This window comes from Sphingobacterium spiritivorum ATCC 33861, assembly GCF_000143765.1.
Lineage (GTDB): Bacteria > Bacteroidota > Bacteroidia > Sphingobacteriales > Sphingobacteriaceae > Sphingobacterium > Sphingobacterium spiritivorum.
Genome location: NZ_GL379770.1, coordinates 752,330 through 769,774, shown reverse-complemented (window position 1 = coordinate 769,774; position 17,445 = coordinate 752,330). Strand labels below are relative to the sequence as shown.

At 40.7% G+C, this 17,445-nt stretch carries 14 protein-coding genes; 11 read left to right on the top strand and 3 right to left on the bottom strand.

Going from position 1 to position 17,445, the window contains the following annotated elements; translation table 11 throughout:
* Positions 1–83 precede the first annotated feature (83 nt).
* From HMPREF0766_RS03560 to HMPREF0766_RS03535, 6 genes are all read left to right on the top strand, one after another.
* Positions 84–431 (top strand): nuclear transport factor 2 family protein, encoded by a 348-nt coding sequence (locus HMPREF0766_RS03560; RefSeq protein ID WP_037459891.1) that lies wholly within the window; start codon positions 84–86, stop codon positions 429–431.
* 73 nt (positions 432–504) lie between these two features.
* A complete protein-coding gene (locus tag HMPREF0766_RS03555; protein WP_002993799.1) occupies positions 505–948 on the top strand; it encodes a VOC family protein in 444 nt (147 codons plus the stop codon).
* Positions 948–1,331 carry a VOC family protein gene (locus HMPREF0766_RS03550; RefSeq protein ID WP_002993798.1) on the top strand — a complete coding sequence of 128 codons (384 nt, stop codon included), beginning with the start codon at positions 948–950 and terminating at the stop codon, positions 1,329–1,331. Before HMPREF0766_RS03555 ends, HMPREF0766_RS03550 begins: the two co-directional genes overlap by 1 nt.
* 80 nt (positions 1,332–1,411) lie before the next feature.
* Positions 1,412–1,777, top strand: coding sequence for a VOC family protein (locus HMPREF0766_RS03545; RefSeq protein WP_037459888.1), 366 nt, complete (start codon positions 1,412–1,414; stop codon positions 1,775–1,777).
* Positions 1,778–1,780: 3 nt separating this feature from the next.
* On the top strand, positions 1,781–2,269 hold the full coding sequence (locus HMPREF0766_RS03540; protein WP_002993796.1) for a VOC family protein: 489 nt from the start codon (positions 1,781–1,783) through the stop codon (positions 2,267–2,269).
* Positions 2,270–2,345: 76 nt separating this feature from the next.
* Complete coding sequence (locus HMPREF0766_RS03535; RefSeq protein ID WP_002993795.1) at positions 2,346–2,996, top strand: YiiX/YebB-like N1pC/P60 family cysteine hydrolase; 651 nt, start codon at positions 2,346–2,348, stop codon at positions 2,994–2,996.
* Between the two features lie 9 nt (positions 2,997–3,005).
* Here HMPREF0766_RS03535 and HMPREF0766_RS03530 read toward each other — a convergent pair whose 3' ends face one another.
* Entirely contained in the window at positions 3,006–4,058 is a 1,053-nt protein-coding gene (locus HMPREF0766_RS03530) for an alpha/beta hydrolase (RefSeq protein ID WP_002993794.1), read from the bottom strand.
* Between the two features lie 141 nt (positions 4,059–4,199).
* Between HMPREF0766_RS03530 and HMPREF0766_RS03525 the strand changes: the two genes are divergently transcribed.
* From HMPREF0766_RS03525 to bglX, 5 genes are all read left to right on the top strand, one after another.
* The gene (locus tag HMPREF0766_RS03525; protein WP_002993793.1) at positions 4,200–7,085 is read left to right on the top strand and encodes a ligand-binding sensor domain-containing protein; all 2,886 of its coding nucleotides are present in this window, start codon (positions 4,200–4,202) and stop codon (positions 7,083–7,085) included.
* A gap of 381 nt (positions 7,086–7,466) precedes the next feature.
* Positions 7,467–10,484, top strand: a complete 3,018-nt coding sequence (locus HMPREF0766_RS03520; RefSeq protein ID WP_002993791.1) for a SusC/RagA family TonB-linked outer membrane protein — start codon at positions 7,467–7,469, stop codon at positions 10,482–10,484.
* Positions 10,485–10,497: 13 nt separating this feature from the next.
* A complete protein-coding gene (locus tag HMPREF0766_RS03515; protein WP_037459884.1) occupies positions 10,498–11,991 on the top strand; it encodes a RagB/SusD family nutrient uptake outer membrane protein in 1,494 nt (497 codons plus the stop codon).
* 79 nt (positions 11,992–12,070) lie between these two features.
* Complete coding sequence (locus HMPREF0766_RS03510; protein WP_002993789.1) at positions 12,071–13,429, top strand: glucoamylase family protein; 1,359 nt, start codon at positions 12,071–12,073, stop codon at positions 13,427–13,429.
* Positions 13,430–13,462: 33 nt separating this feature from the next.
* The gene (gene bglX / locus HMPREF0766_RS03505; RefSeq protein WP_052646368.1) at positions 13,463–15,757 is read left to right on the top strand and encodes a beta-glucosidase BglX; all 2,295 of its coding nucleotides are present in this window, start codon (positions 13,463–13,465) and stop codon (positions 15,755–15,757) included.
* Positions 15,758–15,927: 170 nt separating this feature from the next.
* Here bglX and HMPREF0766_RS03500 read toward each other — a convergent pair whose 3' ends face one another.
* Entirely contained in the window at positions 15,928–16,674 is a 747-nt protein-coding gene (locus HMPREF0766_RS03500) for a class I SAM-dependent methyltransferase (RefSeq protein WP_002993787.1), read from the bottom strand.
* A gap of 37 nt (positions 16,675–16,711) precedes the next feature.
* Positions 16,712–17,401, bottom strand: coding sequence for a RadC family protein (gene radC, locus HMPREF0766_RS03495; protein ID WP_002993786.1), 690 nt, complete (start codon positions 17,399–17,401; stop codon positions 16,712–16,714).
* Between the last annotated feature and the right edge of the window lie 44 nt (positions 17,402–17,445).

The following is a 17,445-nucleotide window of genomic DNA, read 5'->3' as shown; positions in this document are numbered from 1 at the left end:
TAAATCTTATCCGTTATGTGCCGGATGGCCTTATCCTGCCGGTAGAAACAGATAAAAAACTGTATAGAACTAATTCATCACCAATGAGTAATGCAAAACAAGTAGTAGAGCAGTATATGCAGGGATTTCGGGAAAGCGACCACAACAAGGTTTTGGAATGCCTGACAGAGGATGTTATCTGGCATATGCCCGGATATTTTCATCTGCAGGGAAAAGAAGCTTTTGATAAGGAAATCGAAAACGACCTCTTTACAGGCTCTCCATCCATTCAGGTATTTCGCATGATTGAGGAAGGCACTGTTGTCATTGCTGAAGGAGCTGTTCAGGGCAAATTCAAAACCGGAGATCTGCTCGATGCAGTGTTCTGCGATGTCTTTGAATTCGAGGGCTTGAAAATAAAAAAGCTGATTTCTTATCAGATGAATAAATAATAATTGACTGCTGACAAACAGCTGTCAATACGACTTTTAATTTTGAATTATCAATCATTAAAAACTAAACGATATGGCACTATTACACGCGTATTTAAATTTTAACGGAAATTGTGAAGAAGCTTTTGAATTCTACAAAGGCGTTTTCGGCACAGAATCTTTAGGAATCTACCGTTTTGGCGATATGCCTGCTGATCCGGAGTATCCTATTCAGGATGAGGACAAAAACAAAATCATGCATACAGCGATTAAGATCAACGAGTCTGTCATGCTGATGGGATCAGATTGTATCCAAAACTTTGGACACAGCGCTACTACAGGGACAAATGCCTACCTGATGCTGGATACACAGACAGCCGAAGAAGCTCAGCAATTGTATTCCAGACTGAGTGCAGAGGCGCAGTCAATTGAAATGCCTTTGGGTGAGCAGTTTTGGGCAGAGTTGTACTCTTCATTTCAGGACAAATACGGAATTTCCTGGATGATCCATTTCGAAGGAAACAAAAAAATGTCCTGATGAACAGCGTTGTATACTTTGAAATACAAGCTCAGAATCCGGAAAAATCTGCTCATTTCTATGAGCAGATTTTTGGGTGGAATTTCATAAAAGAAGACAGCCTTCCCATTACCTACTACAGAATAGAGACAGCAGGCATACATGGCGGATTGTTTCAGCGACCTGCAGACACACCTCCGCTCAATTGCGGAACAAATGCATTTACATGCTCCATGGAAGTGAATGATTTTGACAATATAGCTTCGCTGATAATTCAGAACGGAGGACAGGTAGCGATGCCAAAATTTGCCATTCCCGGTCGTTGCTGGCAAGGCTATTTCCTGGACATTGACCATAATGTCTTCGGTATTTTTGAGGTAAATGAAAATGCAGGTCTGTCTTAAGCAGAAATAACGCTTACAGCAACTTATAATTGGGGTTCACGAACTTGCGGATAACCATGCAAAAAACAAATTACATTCCTATGAAAATAACAGGAGGAAAAAATATTGCAATCAAAGTCCCTGTTTCAAAATATGAGGAAACAGTAGGTTTTTACACCCGTATACTTGGGCTACAGACCTCAGAAATTCTTACTCCCGAACACCCTACTGTAAAGAAAAGTACAAAGGTAGCTTTCGGAGAAAACACCTTGTGGCTGGATGCTACAGAAGAAGTCTCCCGTACAGAGGCCTGGTTTGAATTATTGACGGACAATCTCGCAGAAACCGAAGAACATCTACAACGCGAAAATATTACATTTGAAGACGATCTGGAACAGATACCTGCGCATATGCACTGGATCAAGGACCCGATCGGAAACGTATTTATTTTAAAAGAATCTCATTAGACTATGTCTTTTTTTATCACCAATCTGATATTATCCGCCAAAGTCAATGAACTTATAAATCCTTATGGTATGAAACAAATGATGTACCCTTGCCTATGGTTTGAAGGCAATGCAACAGAAGCTGTAGATTTTTATATCTCGGTTTTCAAGGATAGCAGGATCCTGTCTGCTAATCCTCTTGTTACTTTTTTAGAAATAAAAGGTCAGAAATTTATGGCGCTCAACGGCCGGCCGGATTTTGAACCAAACCAGGCCTCTTCTTTGGTCATTGAATGTACTTCTCAGGATGAGATAGATCATTATTGGGAAGCGATCACCAAAGAAGGTGAAGAAAGCATGTGCGGATGGTGTAAAGATAAATATGGGTTCTCCTGGCAGATTATCCCTGAAAATATCGAAAAACTACTATTCCATTCCGCTAATGCAGAACGTGCAGTGCAGGCGATGATGGGCATGAAAAAAATTGATATAGCGGCACTGGAGAATGCCTGATTTTTTCTTCAAAGCTCTAAACCGGGTAATTACAAATAAACAGTAATAGTTCTTGAGGGCTACTTATCTTTGTTGCATGAAAACACTTTTGGCTACATTCTGCTTATCCCTGACACTGACATTATCCTTTGGACAAAAGAGCGGTACTGAGGTAACATTAAGAGATATCCAAAGCGGAGATTTGATATTTGTTGGAGCTCAACAACAGGATCTTTCAGGAGCCATTAACCGGGTCACACAAACAAGCCAGTCCGTCTCGTTTGATCATATCGGTATGATAGAAATGACAAAAGACTCCGTTTTTGTGCTGCATGCCAGCAGTACAAAAGGCTCTGTACGTCAAGAAATTCATCAATTCTATGAAGAGCAACAAAATGGAGGAAATGCTCTTGTCCTGTACAGACTAAAAGATCCGTTTATTTCTAGTATCCCTGCTGCACTGAAAAGTGCCGGGGCTATGCTTGGAAAGCCCTATAACCGCAGCTATATCCTGAATGACAGTTGTTATTATTGTTCTGATTTTATATACCGCGCTTTTGAAAAGAATCAGATATTCAGTTTAGCGCCTATGACCTTTATCAATCCCGAAACAGGAAAAACAGATGACTTCTGGAAAGCTTTTTACAAAAAGCAAAATCTGGAAGTTCCCGAAGGAAAACCAGGTTGTAATCCTAACGGTATGGCAGCATCAGAAAAACTTAACCGGCTCGGAAGACTTTATCTGTAGATAGAATACTTAATTTTTGCCTATTTTATGCTCTTTTAATATAGTCTTAAACTTAGGATTACGGATATATCTTTTGAATTCATGACTATCCATACCGGAGAAATCCGTCATTTCAAAAAACGGATAGTGCTTGCAAAGCACATTATATACATCCTCCTTATATCCCAGATCTGTAGGCTCCAGTTTATCCGACAAAAATCCAAATACTTTTTTAAGCATTTTATCGGTATTGTTTGTAGTAATATGAATCTTTTTCACCTGCTCGCTGAATATACAGTACGTGCTGTCCCCTTCTCTGTAATCTTTAGGCCTGAAATCAGCCAGTCCCACTGCGGGAGCTAACATAATGCACGTAATATTATTCTTATTTTCCTTTAAACTACTCGCATCATCAATATCTACATGATGAATATCTTTTACCTCTTCCACAAATTTCTCTTTAAACACTGGTGTGCTCAGTGCACTTAATACGACAGATGCACCTCTGCTATGCGAGATAATATAGATATTTTTATTGTGCATAGTATTCAGTAACCGCCTAAGTCCGAATTCACCTGCCATCTGGCTAAAAGAAGTAGCCGCAAACCATATTTTTGCTCCGCTGAAAGGATTGTTTGTAACCAATCCGTCCCAGTAGAATCGTATTACCTCGTCCTGATTTGAATTGACATTCAACTGCTTGCGGATATAATCATAACTCTGATTACTTGTCCGTACATCTGAATTAAATCCATGTACAAAAATAAACACACGCTTCTTATTGGCCAGTCTTTTGGCAACCTGCTTCAGTTGTTGCGTTTCGTAACTGCGTAACTTATCACCCTCTCCTCGTTCTGTAGCAATCTTCATTAAGGAATAGTCATTTTTCTTACCATTCTCCGGAGGCGCTCCGTATGACTTTTTCCAATTATCCGGGTAAAAATTACCGTTCTGATCAACAAAGGAATTGCTGATATTGGGCTTTTCAAAGGAATTCGGAGTTTGATTTAAGGGTACATTATGTGTGATACCACAGGATGTGACGACAAAGAGGCAAACAAGACAGGCAATATATCTATTCATACATGCTCAATAATTTATTGCAAATCTATTATTTAATCTACTTATTTTACTGATCCTCAAAAAATATTCCCTTAAATCCTGCAAATTGAATATTTTAACCCCTTCTTCTAATTCAGTATCTTTGAACAACGATTACGTAATATGTCGACATTCTTCAAATCAAATATATTAGTATTTTTTGCTACGTTGTTTTGTATTCACAATCTTTGGGGGCAGGAAATCCCAAAGATCGGACATCCCTGGGTGCAGCAATACACCAAATTCAATTACAATGCCGGCAATCAGAACTGGTCCGTTGCCACAGACTCCAGCGGTGTGATGTATGTAGGCAATGGTGACGGATTGCTGCAGTTTGATGGTCAGGTCTGGTCATTGCACACACTGCCTAACAAATCTACAGTCAGAGCCGTGACAGTAGGTCCGCAACAACGCATCTACACCGGAGGTATGGGCGAATTTGGATATTGGGAGAAATCAAAAATCGGAAAGCTGACTTACCACAGTATAAGCAAACTGGTCAGTAAAGAAACAATACTTAAAGATGAAATCTGGAAAATTATTATAGACGGAAAACGAATTATCTTTCAGTCATTTGCCAATCTGTATTGTTATGAAAACGGTAAAATAGATATGGTAAGCGGAAATAACCAGCCATTCTTATTTGCATTCAAAGCGAATAACCGCATTTTTATAGAGAAATTACCGGGCGGACTTTTTGAACTAAAAACCAAGACTTTGACACCCCTCAAAGGCAATGAGGTATTACGCAATCAGCTGATCCTTTCCATTCTGCCCTTATCAGATCAATCTGTATTAATCGGCACCGCCAAAAACGGACTATACAGCTATGATGATGAGCATGGTATCCGCCCCTGGAATAATGAAATCAATGAACAGCTGAAAAATGCGCAGCTCAATAACGGTATACAGGTATTTAAGGATTACTATGCTTACGGAACGATTCTGAACGGTATATTTATTATCAATAAAGAAGGTAAGCTCATTCAGCACATAAATAAACAGAATGGCCTACAAAATAATACCGTATTGTCCCTTACAACCGATCTTCAGAAACAGATATGGGCTGGACTGGATAATGGTATAGCCCGTATCGATATACAATCCCCGTTATATTTCTATGCAGACAACAGCGGAAGTATAGGCACCGTTTACAGCGCTAGAATATTTAACGGTTATCTCTATCTGGGTACCAATCAGGGCTTGTTCTATAGTGCCTGGTCTTCAAATACAGCCCAAACACCAATGAAATTTAATTTAGTCCCCCAATCACAGGGACAGGTATGGGATCTTTCGGTGATTGACGGAGAACTGATATGCGGTCATAATGACGGAACATTTAAAGTAGCCGGACAACAGTTTACCAAAATATCTAATATGACTGGTGGTTGGGTGATAAAACAAATAAAAGGACATAGTAATCTCCTCCTGCAGGGAAATTATACAGGAATGGCGCTCTTCCGGAAAGGAAATAATGGATGGACACTCGATACCAAAATCAATAATCGGAACCTTCCTGTCAGTGCTATAGAGCAAAAATCTGAAAATCAGTTTTGGGTAAGTAATGCTCAGGGGCTTAACCTGATCACTACAGATTCTGCATACAGAAATATTATACAGACTAAATCATTCGGCACAAAAGAAGGATTACCAGCCCGCACAGGCAATCATCCTACAAATCTCAACGGAAGCATTATCTTTTCTACAGACTCAGGCTTTTACAGGTATGACGATATCTCCGATAAGTTTGCACCATATCATTATTTAAATGAAAAATTGGGATCTTTTGCCTATTCCAATAAAATAATCCCGGCACAAGACAATCAATTCTGGTTTATTAATAAAGGACATATTGCCTATGCCAGCTTTATGCCTAAGGGACAACTTCAGATCGATTCCTCCCGATTTGCCACCTTGAAAAATCAAATGATGAAATATTATGAGAATATCAACCAGATAAGTCCCGGTCTGTTTCTCATCAGTATAGACAATGGGTTTGCGCTATATAATCCCAAAACTAAGATTGAAGCGTCATCATATAAACCCAAACCCATCATTCAGGGAGTATATAATATTACCAAAGAAATTAAAGCTTTTACAGACAGTGATGAAGAATTGAGTATTCCTTATAGCTCAAACAACATCCGTATCCGGTTTGCAATTCCTTGGTACAGCTCCAGACCTGTTCGCTTTCAATATTTTCTGGAAGGATACTCACAGGACTGGTCAGACTGGTCTGAAGAATATCAAAAGGACTTCACCAACCTCCGAAACAGAACCTATACATTCAAAGTCAGGGCGCAATTGCCGGATGGAACGATCACAAATGTCACCAGCCTGGAATTTACAGTAAATCCACCCTGGTATCTGACCTGGTGGGCATTATTGATCTACTTCTTATTATTTGCTGTCTGTATACATTACGGCAAAAAATGGTATGAGCATAAACTTGAAAAGCACCGGAAAATTCTTAGAGAAAAACTAAGCAGGCAACAGGAAGAGACGCTGAAAAAAGAAATGGAAGCAAAAGAGCGCCAGATGGTTCAATTGAAAAATGAACAACTGGAGCAGGAACTGGCGGGCAAGAACAGAGAGCTGGCAAATTCAGCAATGAATATTGTCTATAAAAATGAACTGCTCAATACCATACATGAAGAGCTGATCAGCCTGAAAGACAATGATGGCAAAAAGCTTTCCAACGAACACGTTAAAAAGATTAGCAAGATTATCAATGAAGCCTATAACGACGAGCGGGACTGGAATTTGTTTGAAAAAAGTTTTAATGAAGCGCATGAAAACTTCTTCAAAAAACTAAAGAAAGACTACCCTGCACTTGTCCCGAATGACCTCAAACTTTGTGCATATCTGAGGATGAATATGAACAGTAAAGAGATAGCTTCCCTGCTGAATATTACGACCAGAGGAGTTGAAATCAGAAGGTACAGATTGCGTAAAAAGCTGAATATTCCAACGGAAAAAAATCTGTCAGAATTCCTGCTGGAGGTGTAAAAACCGTAGCTCTGCCACCTCTCATATGATGTGAAATTGTGTTAAATGACTACATCATTACCACACACCCCCTTGTGTGTAAAAAATACACTTATAACAACGAAAAACCTCATAATAAAACAAAAGTAACTTCTTAATTGTTAATAAGTTAAATAAAATGAAAAACAAATTAAATGATTTCATTTTCTGGCGATGTAATAATGTAGAGGTAGGCATCTTTGCTTTTACAGGCTATACATCACATATTTGTGACGTGTTTATTACATCCCCGAATAATATAACAACCAGTTATAAAGAGGAAAATTCGAAATCATAACTTAATCAGGTTAGCGGACTAACTAAACATTTTAAAACAATTTCATTATTTAACTAAACAAAAAAATGAGGAACTTTTTTACTTATTTCTTACTGGTATTTAGTTTAGCTCTGTCCACACCCCTGTTCGGACAGCAAATATCAATAAGCGGAACCGTCAAAGACAGCGGGACAGGAATCGGAATTGCCGGGGTGACAATTGCGATCAAAGGGGGAACGACCGCTGTTCAAAGTAATGACGAAGGTCTCTTCACCATTCAGGCAAAATCTACGGATGTCCTTCAGTTAAGGTACATCGGTTATGTCACGCAAGATGTCCCGGTAAACAATCAGACAACTCTTAATATCGCTCTTGTTTCCGATAGCGAAGCTTTGGAAGAGGTCGTTGTTATTGGTTACGGTACAGCAGCTAAACGTGATCTGACAGGTTCGATAGCGTCCGTTAGCGGAAAGGATGTTGCCGACAAGCCGTCACCTAATCCGATTTCTTCTATTCAGGGAAAGGTAGCCGGTGTCCAAATCACCAACAGCGGTGAACCCGGAGGAGCGCCAAACGTAAAAATAAGAGGTACAAACTCGATTAACGGTGCCTCCCCTCTTTATGTAGTAGACGGAATCCTGAATGATAATATTAATTTCTTAAACCCATCGGATATCGAATCCATGGAAATCCTAAAAGATCCTTCTTCTTTAGCAATTTTTGGGGTACGTGGAGCAAACGGGGTAATTATTATCTCCACCAAGTCCGCAAAACAGGGTGATCTTAATTTCAACTTCAACTCTACTTTAGGTTTTAAAGATGTCAATCACCGTATGAAAATGACGGATGCAGAAGGATTTAAAACCCTGTATAATGAGCAGCTTAAAAATGAAGGTGCAACTCCTTTTGACTATACCAACTGGAATGCAAATACAGATTGGCAGGATCAGATATTCCAGAGAGGTATCCTGAACTACAACAACCTAAGTGTAAGCGGTGCTACAGACAAGAATAAATTTTATATGGGTCTGGGCTATACCACCGAAGAAGGTGTAGTCAAACATGAGGAATACAAAAAACTAACGTTGAACATCAACGATGAGCTGAAAATTACCGACAATTTTAAAGTAGGAATGAACTTCAGCGGTTATAAAGCAAGCTTACCACAGATTCAGAGTGGCCTTATCAATACAGCTATTATCGCATCTCCGGTAACTCCGGTTTTTAATGACGAATATGGTCTTTATCATAATACACCTCCTTTCCAGACCCCACAGATCTACTCTCCAATGGTAGGCCTGGAACTGAGAAAGAATACGCGTATCAGTGATGAATACAGGGCGGTAGGAAGTGTATTTGCAGAACTTACGTTCCTGGAACATTTCACAGCCAAAGCCTCTTTCCTGTATGACTATGGTTTTAATGGAATCAGAAGCTATACACCTATTGTGAATGTATATGATCCTAATATACAAGGCACGGATAAGACAAGTACACTTGTACGTACCACCAGCGTATCACAAGAACAGAATACATACAAGAAAGCACAGAGTGACTGGCTCCTGACTTACAAAAATAATTGGGGAGACCACAGTCTGACCGCTACTGCCGGATTTACAACGTACTACAGAGGATATGAAGGTATCATCACCAATGTAGGTCAGGGCAGCGGAGATCCTATCCCTAATGATCCGCGTTTCTTCTACACCACCATGGGTGATCAGACAACCAGATCTATTGGCGGATCACAATGGGAACGAGCTACATTATCTTATCTGGTAAGGGGGTTATACAACTATAAAGGCAAATACTTATTGAACGGATCCTTCAGAAGAGATGGCTCTTCGGCATTCCTTGGATCTAACAGATGGCAAAATTCAGGTGCTATCGGTGCAGGATGGGTTGTATCTGAAGAATCATTTATGCAGGATCAGCAACTCTTTGATAACTTAAAAATCAAAGGTTCATGGGGTGTATTAGGAAATGAAAACACAGGAGACGGCTACCGTTATCCGGTATATCCGACGCTGGTTTCAGGTAGTTCAACTTCATTTGGAGACAATATCTATCCGGCATTATCTCCTGCTTATTCTCCAGACCCTAATTTACGTTGGGAATCCGTACATTCATGGGAAGCAGGTTTTGAAGCCAAAATGCTGAAAAACAGATTAAGCCTGGAAGCCGTTTATTACGACAAGAAAACTAAAGATATATTGGTAGAAGTACCGGGAGTAAATGGTTTCTTACCTATTCTAAGAAATGCCGGAGAAATTCAGAACAAAGGATTTGAGTTTTCTGCAGGATGGAACCAACAGCTTACTGAAGATCTGAAACTGGGTGTAAACGCAAACTTGACTACACTCAAAAACAAGGTTCTTAATCTTGTAAATGATGATTTCGCGATACTTGCAGGTAATGGTGTATCACGTACTAAGTCCGGACAACCGGTAGGATATTTTTATGGTTTGAAAACGGATGGAGTATACCAGAATCAAGCCGAAGTAGATGCAGGACCTAAATCAGGTTTAGGCGCTGCTTTCAAACCCGGAGACATCAAATATGTAGATATCAACAACGACGGAACAATAAACACACAGGACAGAACCATTATCGGAAATCCTACTCCTGACTTTATCTATGGTTTCTCTGTCAATCTGAGCTATAAGAATTTTGATTTCGGAACCGAATTTATGGGTGTATCCGGAAATGAACTGATTCGTACCTGGAACAGAAACCAGTACTCCACATTCAATTTTCTGGAAGACAGACTGGGAAGATGGACAGGCGAAGGAACATCTAACTTCGAGCCAATCATGGATTCCAAAAGAACCAACAACAGAGAGTTCTCTTCTTACTTTATCGAAGATGGCAGTTTCTTCCGCGTTCGTAACATCCAGTTAGGATACAACTTCAAAAGAGAGGCGCTGGAAAAAATAAAACTTAAGTCATTAAGATTATTTCTGAATGCACAGAATCCGTTTACCTTCTCCAAAAACACAGGATATACACCAGAAATCGGAGGAAGTGCAATCGCTGTGGGTGTAGACAACGGAACATATCCAATCCCGGCAATCTATACAGTAGGTGTGAATGTTAATTTTTAAAAACCAGAAAGTGATGAAAACAAATATTTCAACATATATATCAGCAACTCTTCTGGCACTTTTGGTGCTGAGCAGTTGTTCCAAAGATTTCTTGGATCGTAAGCCGTTAGGACAATTGACAGAAGAAGATTTACCTGCAGGTTCCTTAGAAGGTCAGGTATTGGCTATCTATGCCGGATTAAGAAGCGAAGGTACAAGCGGCCTTCCTTATGTAGGTGTACACAATATGCGATCGGATGATGCCGAAATCGGCTCCAGTGTAGGTGATGAAGCCGGATCGGCTCCCAATACTGATGATTTTCAATATACCACCAACTTTTGGTTGTGGGGTAACTACTGGACAGACCATTATAAGCTGATTGCATTGACGAATACTGCAATCGAGACAGCGGACTCACTGGGCGATCAAAGTCCGGAAGTAGCCAGAGGACTAGCAGAAGCGAAGTTTTTCAGAGCATGGGCTTACTTCAATTTAGTACGTGCATTTGGGGAAGTACCAAAAATTGATTTCCGCGTTCGTGATCAGAAGGAAAGTATCCTTCCTAAGTCCCCTATTGCGGATATCTATGCTTTAATAGATGCCGATCTGGAATATGCAACACAGCACCTCCCTCTGAACTGGGAATCCAGATTTATAGGCCGTATCACACAAGGAGCAGCATTTGCCGTACAGGCCAAAACATTCCTGGCCAGACAACAGTATAGCAAAGCTCTTGCAGCGAGCCGTATGGTCATCAACTCAGGACAGTATAACCTGAGTGTTGCTTACAATCAGATCTTTAGAGAAAGTTCGGAGAACAGTAAGGAATCCGTATTTGAAATACAAGCATACTATGCACAGGGACAGACAAATCTGGGAATTACATATGCCGGCAGACAAGGTGTGCGCGGATCCGGAGCTATGAACCTGGGATGGGGATGGAATGTACCCAATGAAAGACTCGCAAAAGCATTTGAAGAGGGAGATCCCAGAAAAGATGAAACTCTTCTGTATGCAGGCCGGGTAAATACTCCTTACGTAGAACTTATACCTGCTGCGACCGCAACAGTACCAAGAGCATATTGGAATAAAAAAGTATATACCGATCCTAAAATCCGTACAGCAACAGGAAGCCAGGCCGGAGAATGGTTTAACTTCCGTGTGATCAGATATGCCGATGTCGTCCTGATGGCCGCTGAAGCTGCAAATGAAGTTGGCGAACAGGAAGCAGCACTCACTTATTTAGAGCAGATAAGAGTACGTGCAAGAGGTGGCAACAACGCTATCCTTCCGAAAGTAACGACAACAAACCAACAGGAATTGAGACTTGCTATCAGACATGAGAGACAAGTCGAATTAGGTATGGAAAATGAACGGTTTTTTGACCTTATACGTTGGAATATAGATGCTGAAACTTTCAAAGATGCCGGTAAAACAAATTACCAGCTTAGAAACAGATACCTTCCTATTCCTCAAAATGAAATAGATCGCTCTGGTGGTGTTCTGATCCAGAACCCGAACTACTAGTGCAGGTAATAAGAGCATAGGCAACTGTCTATGCTCTTATTTAACAATATTGTATTATTAATAATTAACACCTCCCGCCTTGAAAGCACTTATTTATACTTTTTTTATTCCGCTCCTCATATTACAATCTTGTTTTTCAAATCAGGAGCAGAAGCATACTGACTCCCAGAGTGACTCAAAAGACAGTCTCTCTACTGACTCACTTCTCACGCTCATCCAGAAACAAACATTCCGGTATTTCTGGGACGGTGCAGAACCTACTTCCGGTATGGCCCGTGAACGCATACATATCGATGGTGCCTATCCGGAGAATGATCAGAATGTCATTACCATTGGTGGTAGCGGATTTGGCATCATGGCCATCATTACCGGTATTGAGAGGCAGTTTATTTCCAAAGAAGAAGGAGCTAAGCGATTAGATCATATCATGGATTACCTGGGTCGGATAGACCGGTTCAAAGGCGCCTGGTCACATTGGTACTACGGAGAAACCGGAAAAGCTAAATCGTTTAGTCAACAGGATGATGGAGCAGACATCGTCGAAACTGCTTTTATGGCAGAAGCTCTTATCATCGTTCGTGAATATTATAAAAACGGTTCCGAAACCGAAAAAGCAATTGCAAACAAAGCAGATGCATTATGGAAAGGAATAGAATGGAATTTCTTCAGAAACGGAAAGGATGTTCTTTTCTGGCACTGGAGTCCCACATACGGATGGGGTATGAATCATGCCATACAGGGATATGATGAGTGTCTGATCACGTATATACTGGCAGCCTCCTCCCCTACACATCCTATACCGGCATCTACCTATCACAAAGGATGGGCAAGAGACGGAGCAATCGTAACCGATGCTAAAAAATACAATATCCCGATGATTCTCAAGCATAATGCTCCCAACGGCGGTGTAGGTCCGCTTTTCTGGGAACATTACTCCTATCTGGGATTAGACCCAAAAGGTCTGAAAGATCAATATGCCAATTACTGGGATGTCGTCGTCAATCACAGCAAAATCAACATTGCACATGCCGAACAAAATCCAAATAAATATGAAGGCTACGGCGCAGATAAAGGATGGGGACTCACAGCCAGCTATTCTGTAAAAGGATATGATGCACACCATCCGGACAATGATCATGGTGTCATCAGCCCTACAGCAGCACTATCTTCAATGCCATATACCCCAAAAGAAAGTATTGCATTTGCCAGATACCTGAATCAGCATCTGGGTCAAAAAGTCTGGGGGCAGTATGGTTTCTATGATGCATACAGCGAAACGGATAACTGGTTTCCACAGCGATACCTTGCCATAGATCAGGGTCCTATTGTAGTCATGATCGAAAATTACCGGACAGGATTATTCTGGAAACTCTTTATGGGCGCACCTGATGTACAAAAAGGATTGAAAGGCCTTGGTTTTACCAGTCCTCACTTTTAGTACTTCAGTAATAATTTTTTAAATACAACAGATATGAATATAAGCAGATACAGTCGATTAGTGCTGTCTATATGTACTTTGTACGTGACCAGCACTGTTACAGCACAGCAGAACAGCCAGAAGATGGACAGTTTTATTAATACACTGATGTCAAAAATGACATTAGAGGAAAAAATCGGACAGCTTAATCTGGTGACAGGAGGAGAAGCAACGACAGGCAGTACAGTCAGTACGGGAGTAGAAGGAAAAATCAAATCCGGAGCTATCGGAGGTATATTTAGTATGAGTACGCCACAACGCATACGTGCTGCACAGGACCTGGCAGTGAAACAATCCCGTTTAGGAATTCCCCTTATCTTTGGAATGGATGTTATTCACGGATATAAAACGATTTTTCCGATTCCGATCGGATTGGCCTCCTCCTGGGATATGAATCTGGTAAGACAGACCGCTCAGATCGCTGCGACAGAAGCTACTGCGGACGGTATCAACTGGACATTCTCGCCAATGGTAGACATCTCCCGTGATCCACGCTGGGGCAGGTTCTCAGAAGGAAACGGAGAAGATCCTTATCTCAGTTCCAAAATCGCTGTCGAAATGGTAAAAGGCTATCAGGGTAATGACCTTGCTGCCAATAATACACTGATGGCATGTGTCAAGCATTTTGCGCTGTATGGAGCAGCAGAAGCGGGAAGAGACTACAATACCACAGACATGAGTCTGCACAGAATGTACAATGAGTATCTTCCGCCCTATAAAGCTGCGATCGATGCGGGAGCAGGAAGTATCATGACTTCATTCAATGATATTAATGGAGTACCTGCGACAGCCAATAAATGGCTTATGACCGATCTGCTACGCCAGCAATGGGGATTTCAGGGTATGGTCGTAACCGATTACACCGCCATAAACGAACTGATTGACCACGGACTGGGAGACCTGCAACGGGTATCTGCACTTTCTCTGAAAGCCGGAGTAGATATGGATATGGTAGGTGAAGGTTATCTTGGAACCTTGAAAAAATCACTGGAAGAAGGTAAAGTCTCACAAGCTGATATCGACAGAGCCTGCAGATTGGTTTTGGAAGCTAAATATAAACTCGGACTATTTGAAAATCCATACAAATACTGTGATGTAAACCGTGCTAAAAATAACATACTCACTAAAGCACATCTTGCAAAGTCACGTGAAGTAGCTGCGAAATCATTTGTATTATTAAAAAATGATAAGCAAACACTGCCCTTTACAAAAAAAGGAAAAATTGCGCTGGTAGGTCCACTGGCTAATACAGGTGCGAATATGCCGGGTACATGGAGTGTAAGTGCTGATCTGGAGCATACTCCATCACTCTTGCAGGGCATGAAGGACGTACTGGGTAACAAGGTAGCTATTCAGTATGCCTTAGGTACAAATCTGTTAGATGATCCTGCATATCAGGAGCGTGCTACCATGTTTGGACGTACAATTCCACGTGATAACCGCAGTGAACAGGAACTGATAGCTGAAGCAATCAAAGCATCGGAAGGTGCGGATGCCATCGTAGCAGCATTAGGAGAAAGTTCTGAAATGAGCGGAGAAAGCTCCAGCCGTACAGAAATAGGAATACCTGCAAATCAGCAACGTCTGCTACAGGCGCTGCTAAAAACCGGAAAACCGGTAGTACTTGTGCTCTTTACAGGGCGGCCACTGACATTGACATGGGAAAATGAACATGTACCGGCTATACTGAATGTATGGTTTGGTGGTACTGAGACAGGGAAAGCTGTGGCAGATGTATTGTTCGGAGATGTAAATCCTTCCGGAAAACTACCTGCTACTTTCCCTAAGAATGTAGGTCAGATTCCTTTATATTATAATGCAAAAACTACAGGCAGACCTTTGGAGCAGGGTAAATGGTTCCAAAAATTCAGATCCAATTACCTGGATGTAGACAACGATCCGCTTTATCCGTTTGGGTACGGATTGAGCTATACTGCTTTTCAGTATAATAACCTTCGCTTAAGCACTTCAAAACTGCAGAAACAAGATAAAATCACGGTTACTGTAGATGTAAAGAACACAGGAAAATATGACGGAGAAGAAGTCGTACAACTGTATATCCGCGACATGGTGGGTTCTGTAACACGCCCTGTGAAAGAATTGAAAGGATTTCAGAAAATAGCCTTCAAAGCTGGGGAAACAAAAGCCGTTGAATTCGAATTGACAGAAGAGGATTTAAAATTCTATAATGAAAAATTAGAATTTGTGGCTGAGCCCGGTGAATTTGAAGTATACGTCGGAACAAATTCCAGAGATGTATTAACTTCTAAATTTGAATTACAAAATTAAGGAATATTGTATTTTCTATACAAAGGCCTTTCGGTGTGGAAAGGCCTTTGTTATACATACTGCTGCTGGCAGCATGTATTAACTGTATAATCTGTCTGCGATACCGTATACGGACGATAGATACTAAAAAAGTTCTGACAACTTCCCTCCTTTTTCAGAAGGCCAAAGCTCTAAGCGATGTAAATATCTGTCTGATAGTTAAACACCAAACGCTTATCAATAGCATACTCATCAAAAAGCTCACGAAGGCCCTCATACAGTTTCTTACTTTCACTTTCTTCATTCGGAAAGTAAGAAGACGATTTTACACGACCAAAAAATGCCTTCAGATCAAAGGTTTGCTGATTTGGAAGAGAAAACTTACGAATGGCCTTTGGTGCAAAAAATCCATGAATATGTTCATCTGTGATATTCTTTTGAGTAACGGTTTGATATTCCGGAATGTGTCTGACCAAAAATTCTTCATAAGCACGCTGAAACTCATCTTCCGGACTCCGCTGATTCCATACCAGTACGATATGTCCTTCCGGCTTTAGGATGCGTTGAAATTCAGCCCTGGTCTTCACTTTATCGAACCAGTGAAAAGACTGTCCTGCAAAGATCAGATCAACACAATGATCATCAATTTTGGTATCTTCCGCTGTAGCGTTTACTGCTATAAAATTTCTGTTCTTTTTGAAATGATGTATACATGCTTCACGCATAGCCTGATTCGGCTCTATCCCAAACGTATTGTTACCGTTATCCACAAACAGTTTGGTCGATATACCTGTTCCGCTGCCAATATCAGCTACCAGCCAATCCTTGGTAAAGCCGATTTCCTGTGTCAGCAGGGAAAGAATCTGATTGGGGTAACTGGGTCTGTATTTTTCATAATCCACTACCCGGTCTGTAAATCTGTCAACATTCTTTTTCATCTGTAATGATTTATTTTAATGGTATGCAGCTATCAGATTAGTCCATCAACCCCTCATCCTGAAAACTAAAATATTTGCTGTTTGTAAATATCACATGATCCATCACTCTAATATCCATTATTTTTGAAGCATCTACAATTTTTTTTGTCAATTGCAAATCCTGATTACTTGGTTTCAAAGAACCTGAAGGATGATTATGAACAAGTATCATAGAACTGGCCTGGCAATTCAATGCATGTTTGAGAATAATACGTACATCTACCGGTGTAAAATCATTCCCACCTTTTCCAATCAGTTGCTGATTCAGAATAACAGATGCTCTGTTGAGGTACAATACCCAGAACTCTTCATGCAGAAGATCCTGCAACTGAAATTTAAAGTACTCAAAGACTTTCTTACTGCAATTGAGGATAATAGCTTCCTTTTCCGTACTCTCCTTTCGTCTTCTGCCCAGTTCCAAAGCCGCTATAATAGTAATAGCCTTAGCACTCCCTATTCCTTTATACTTCTTAAGGTCGTCCACATCCTGTTGAGATAAGAAATCCAGATTGTGCTGATGATCTGAAAGTATACGGCGCGCCAGTCCGACTGCATCTTCTCCAAACGATCCCGAGCCAATAAGAATAGCCAGTAATTCTGCATTACTCAGCACCCTTCTACCCCGCCTTTCCAGCTTTTCTCTAGGTCGGTCATTTTCTGCCCATTTATTAATCGCTAACTTACCCATAATTGAAAAACATATAATTCACCCTAAAGATAACAATATCTCTC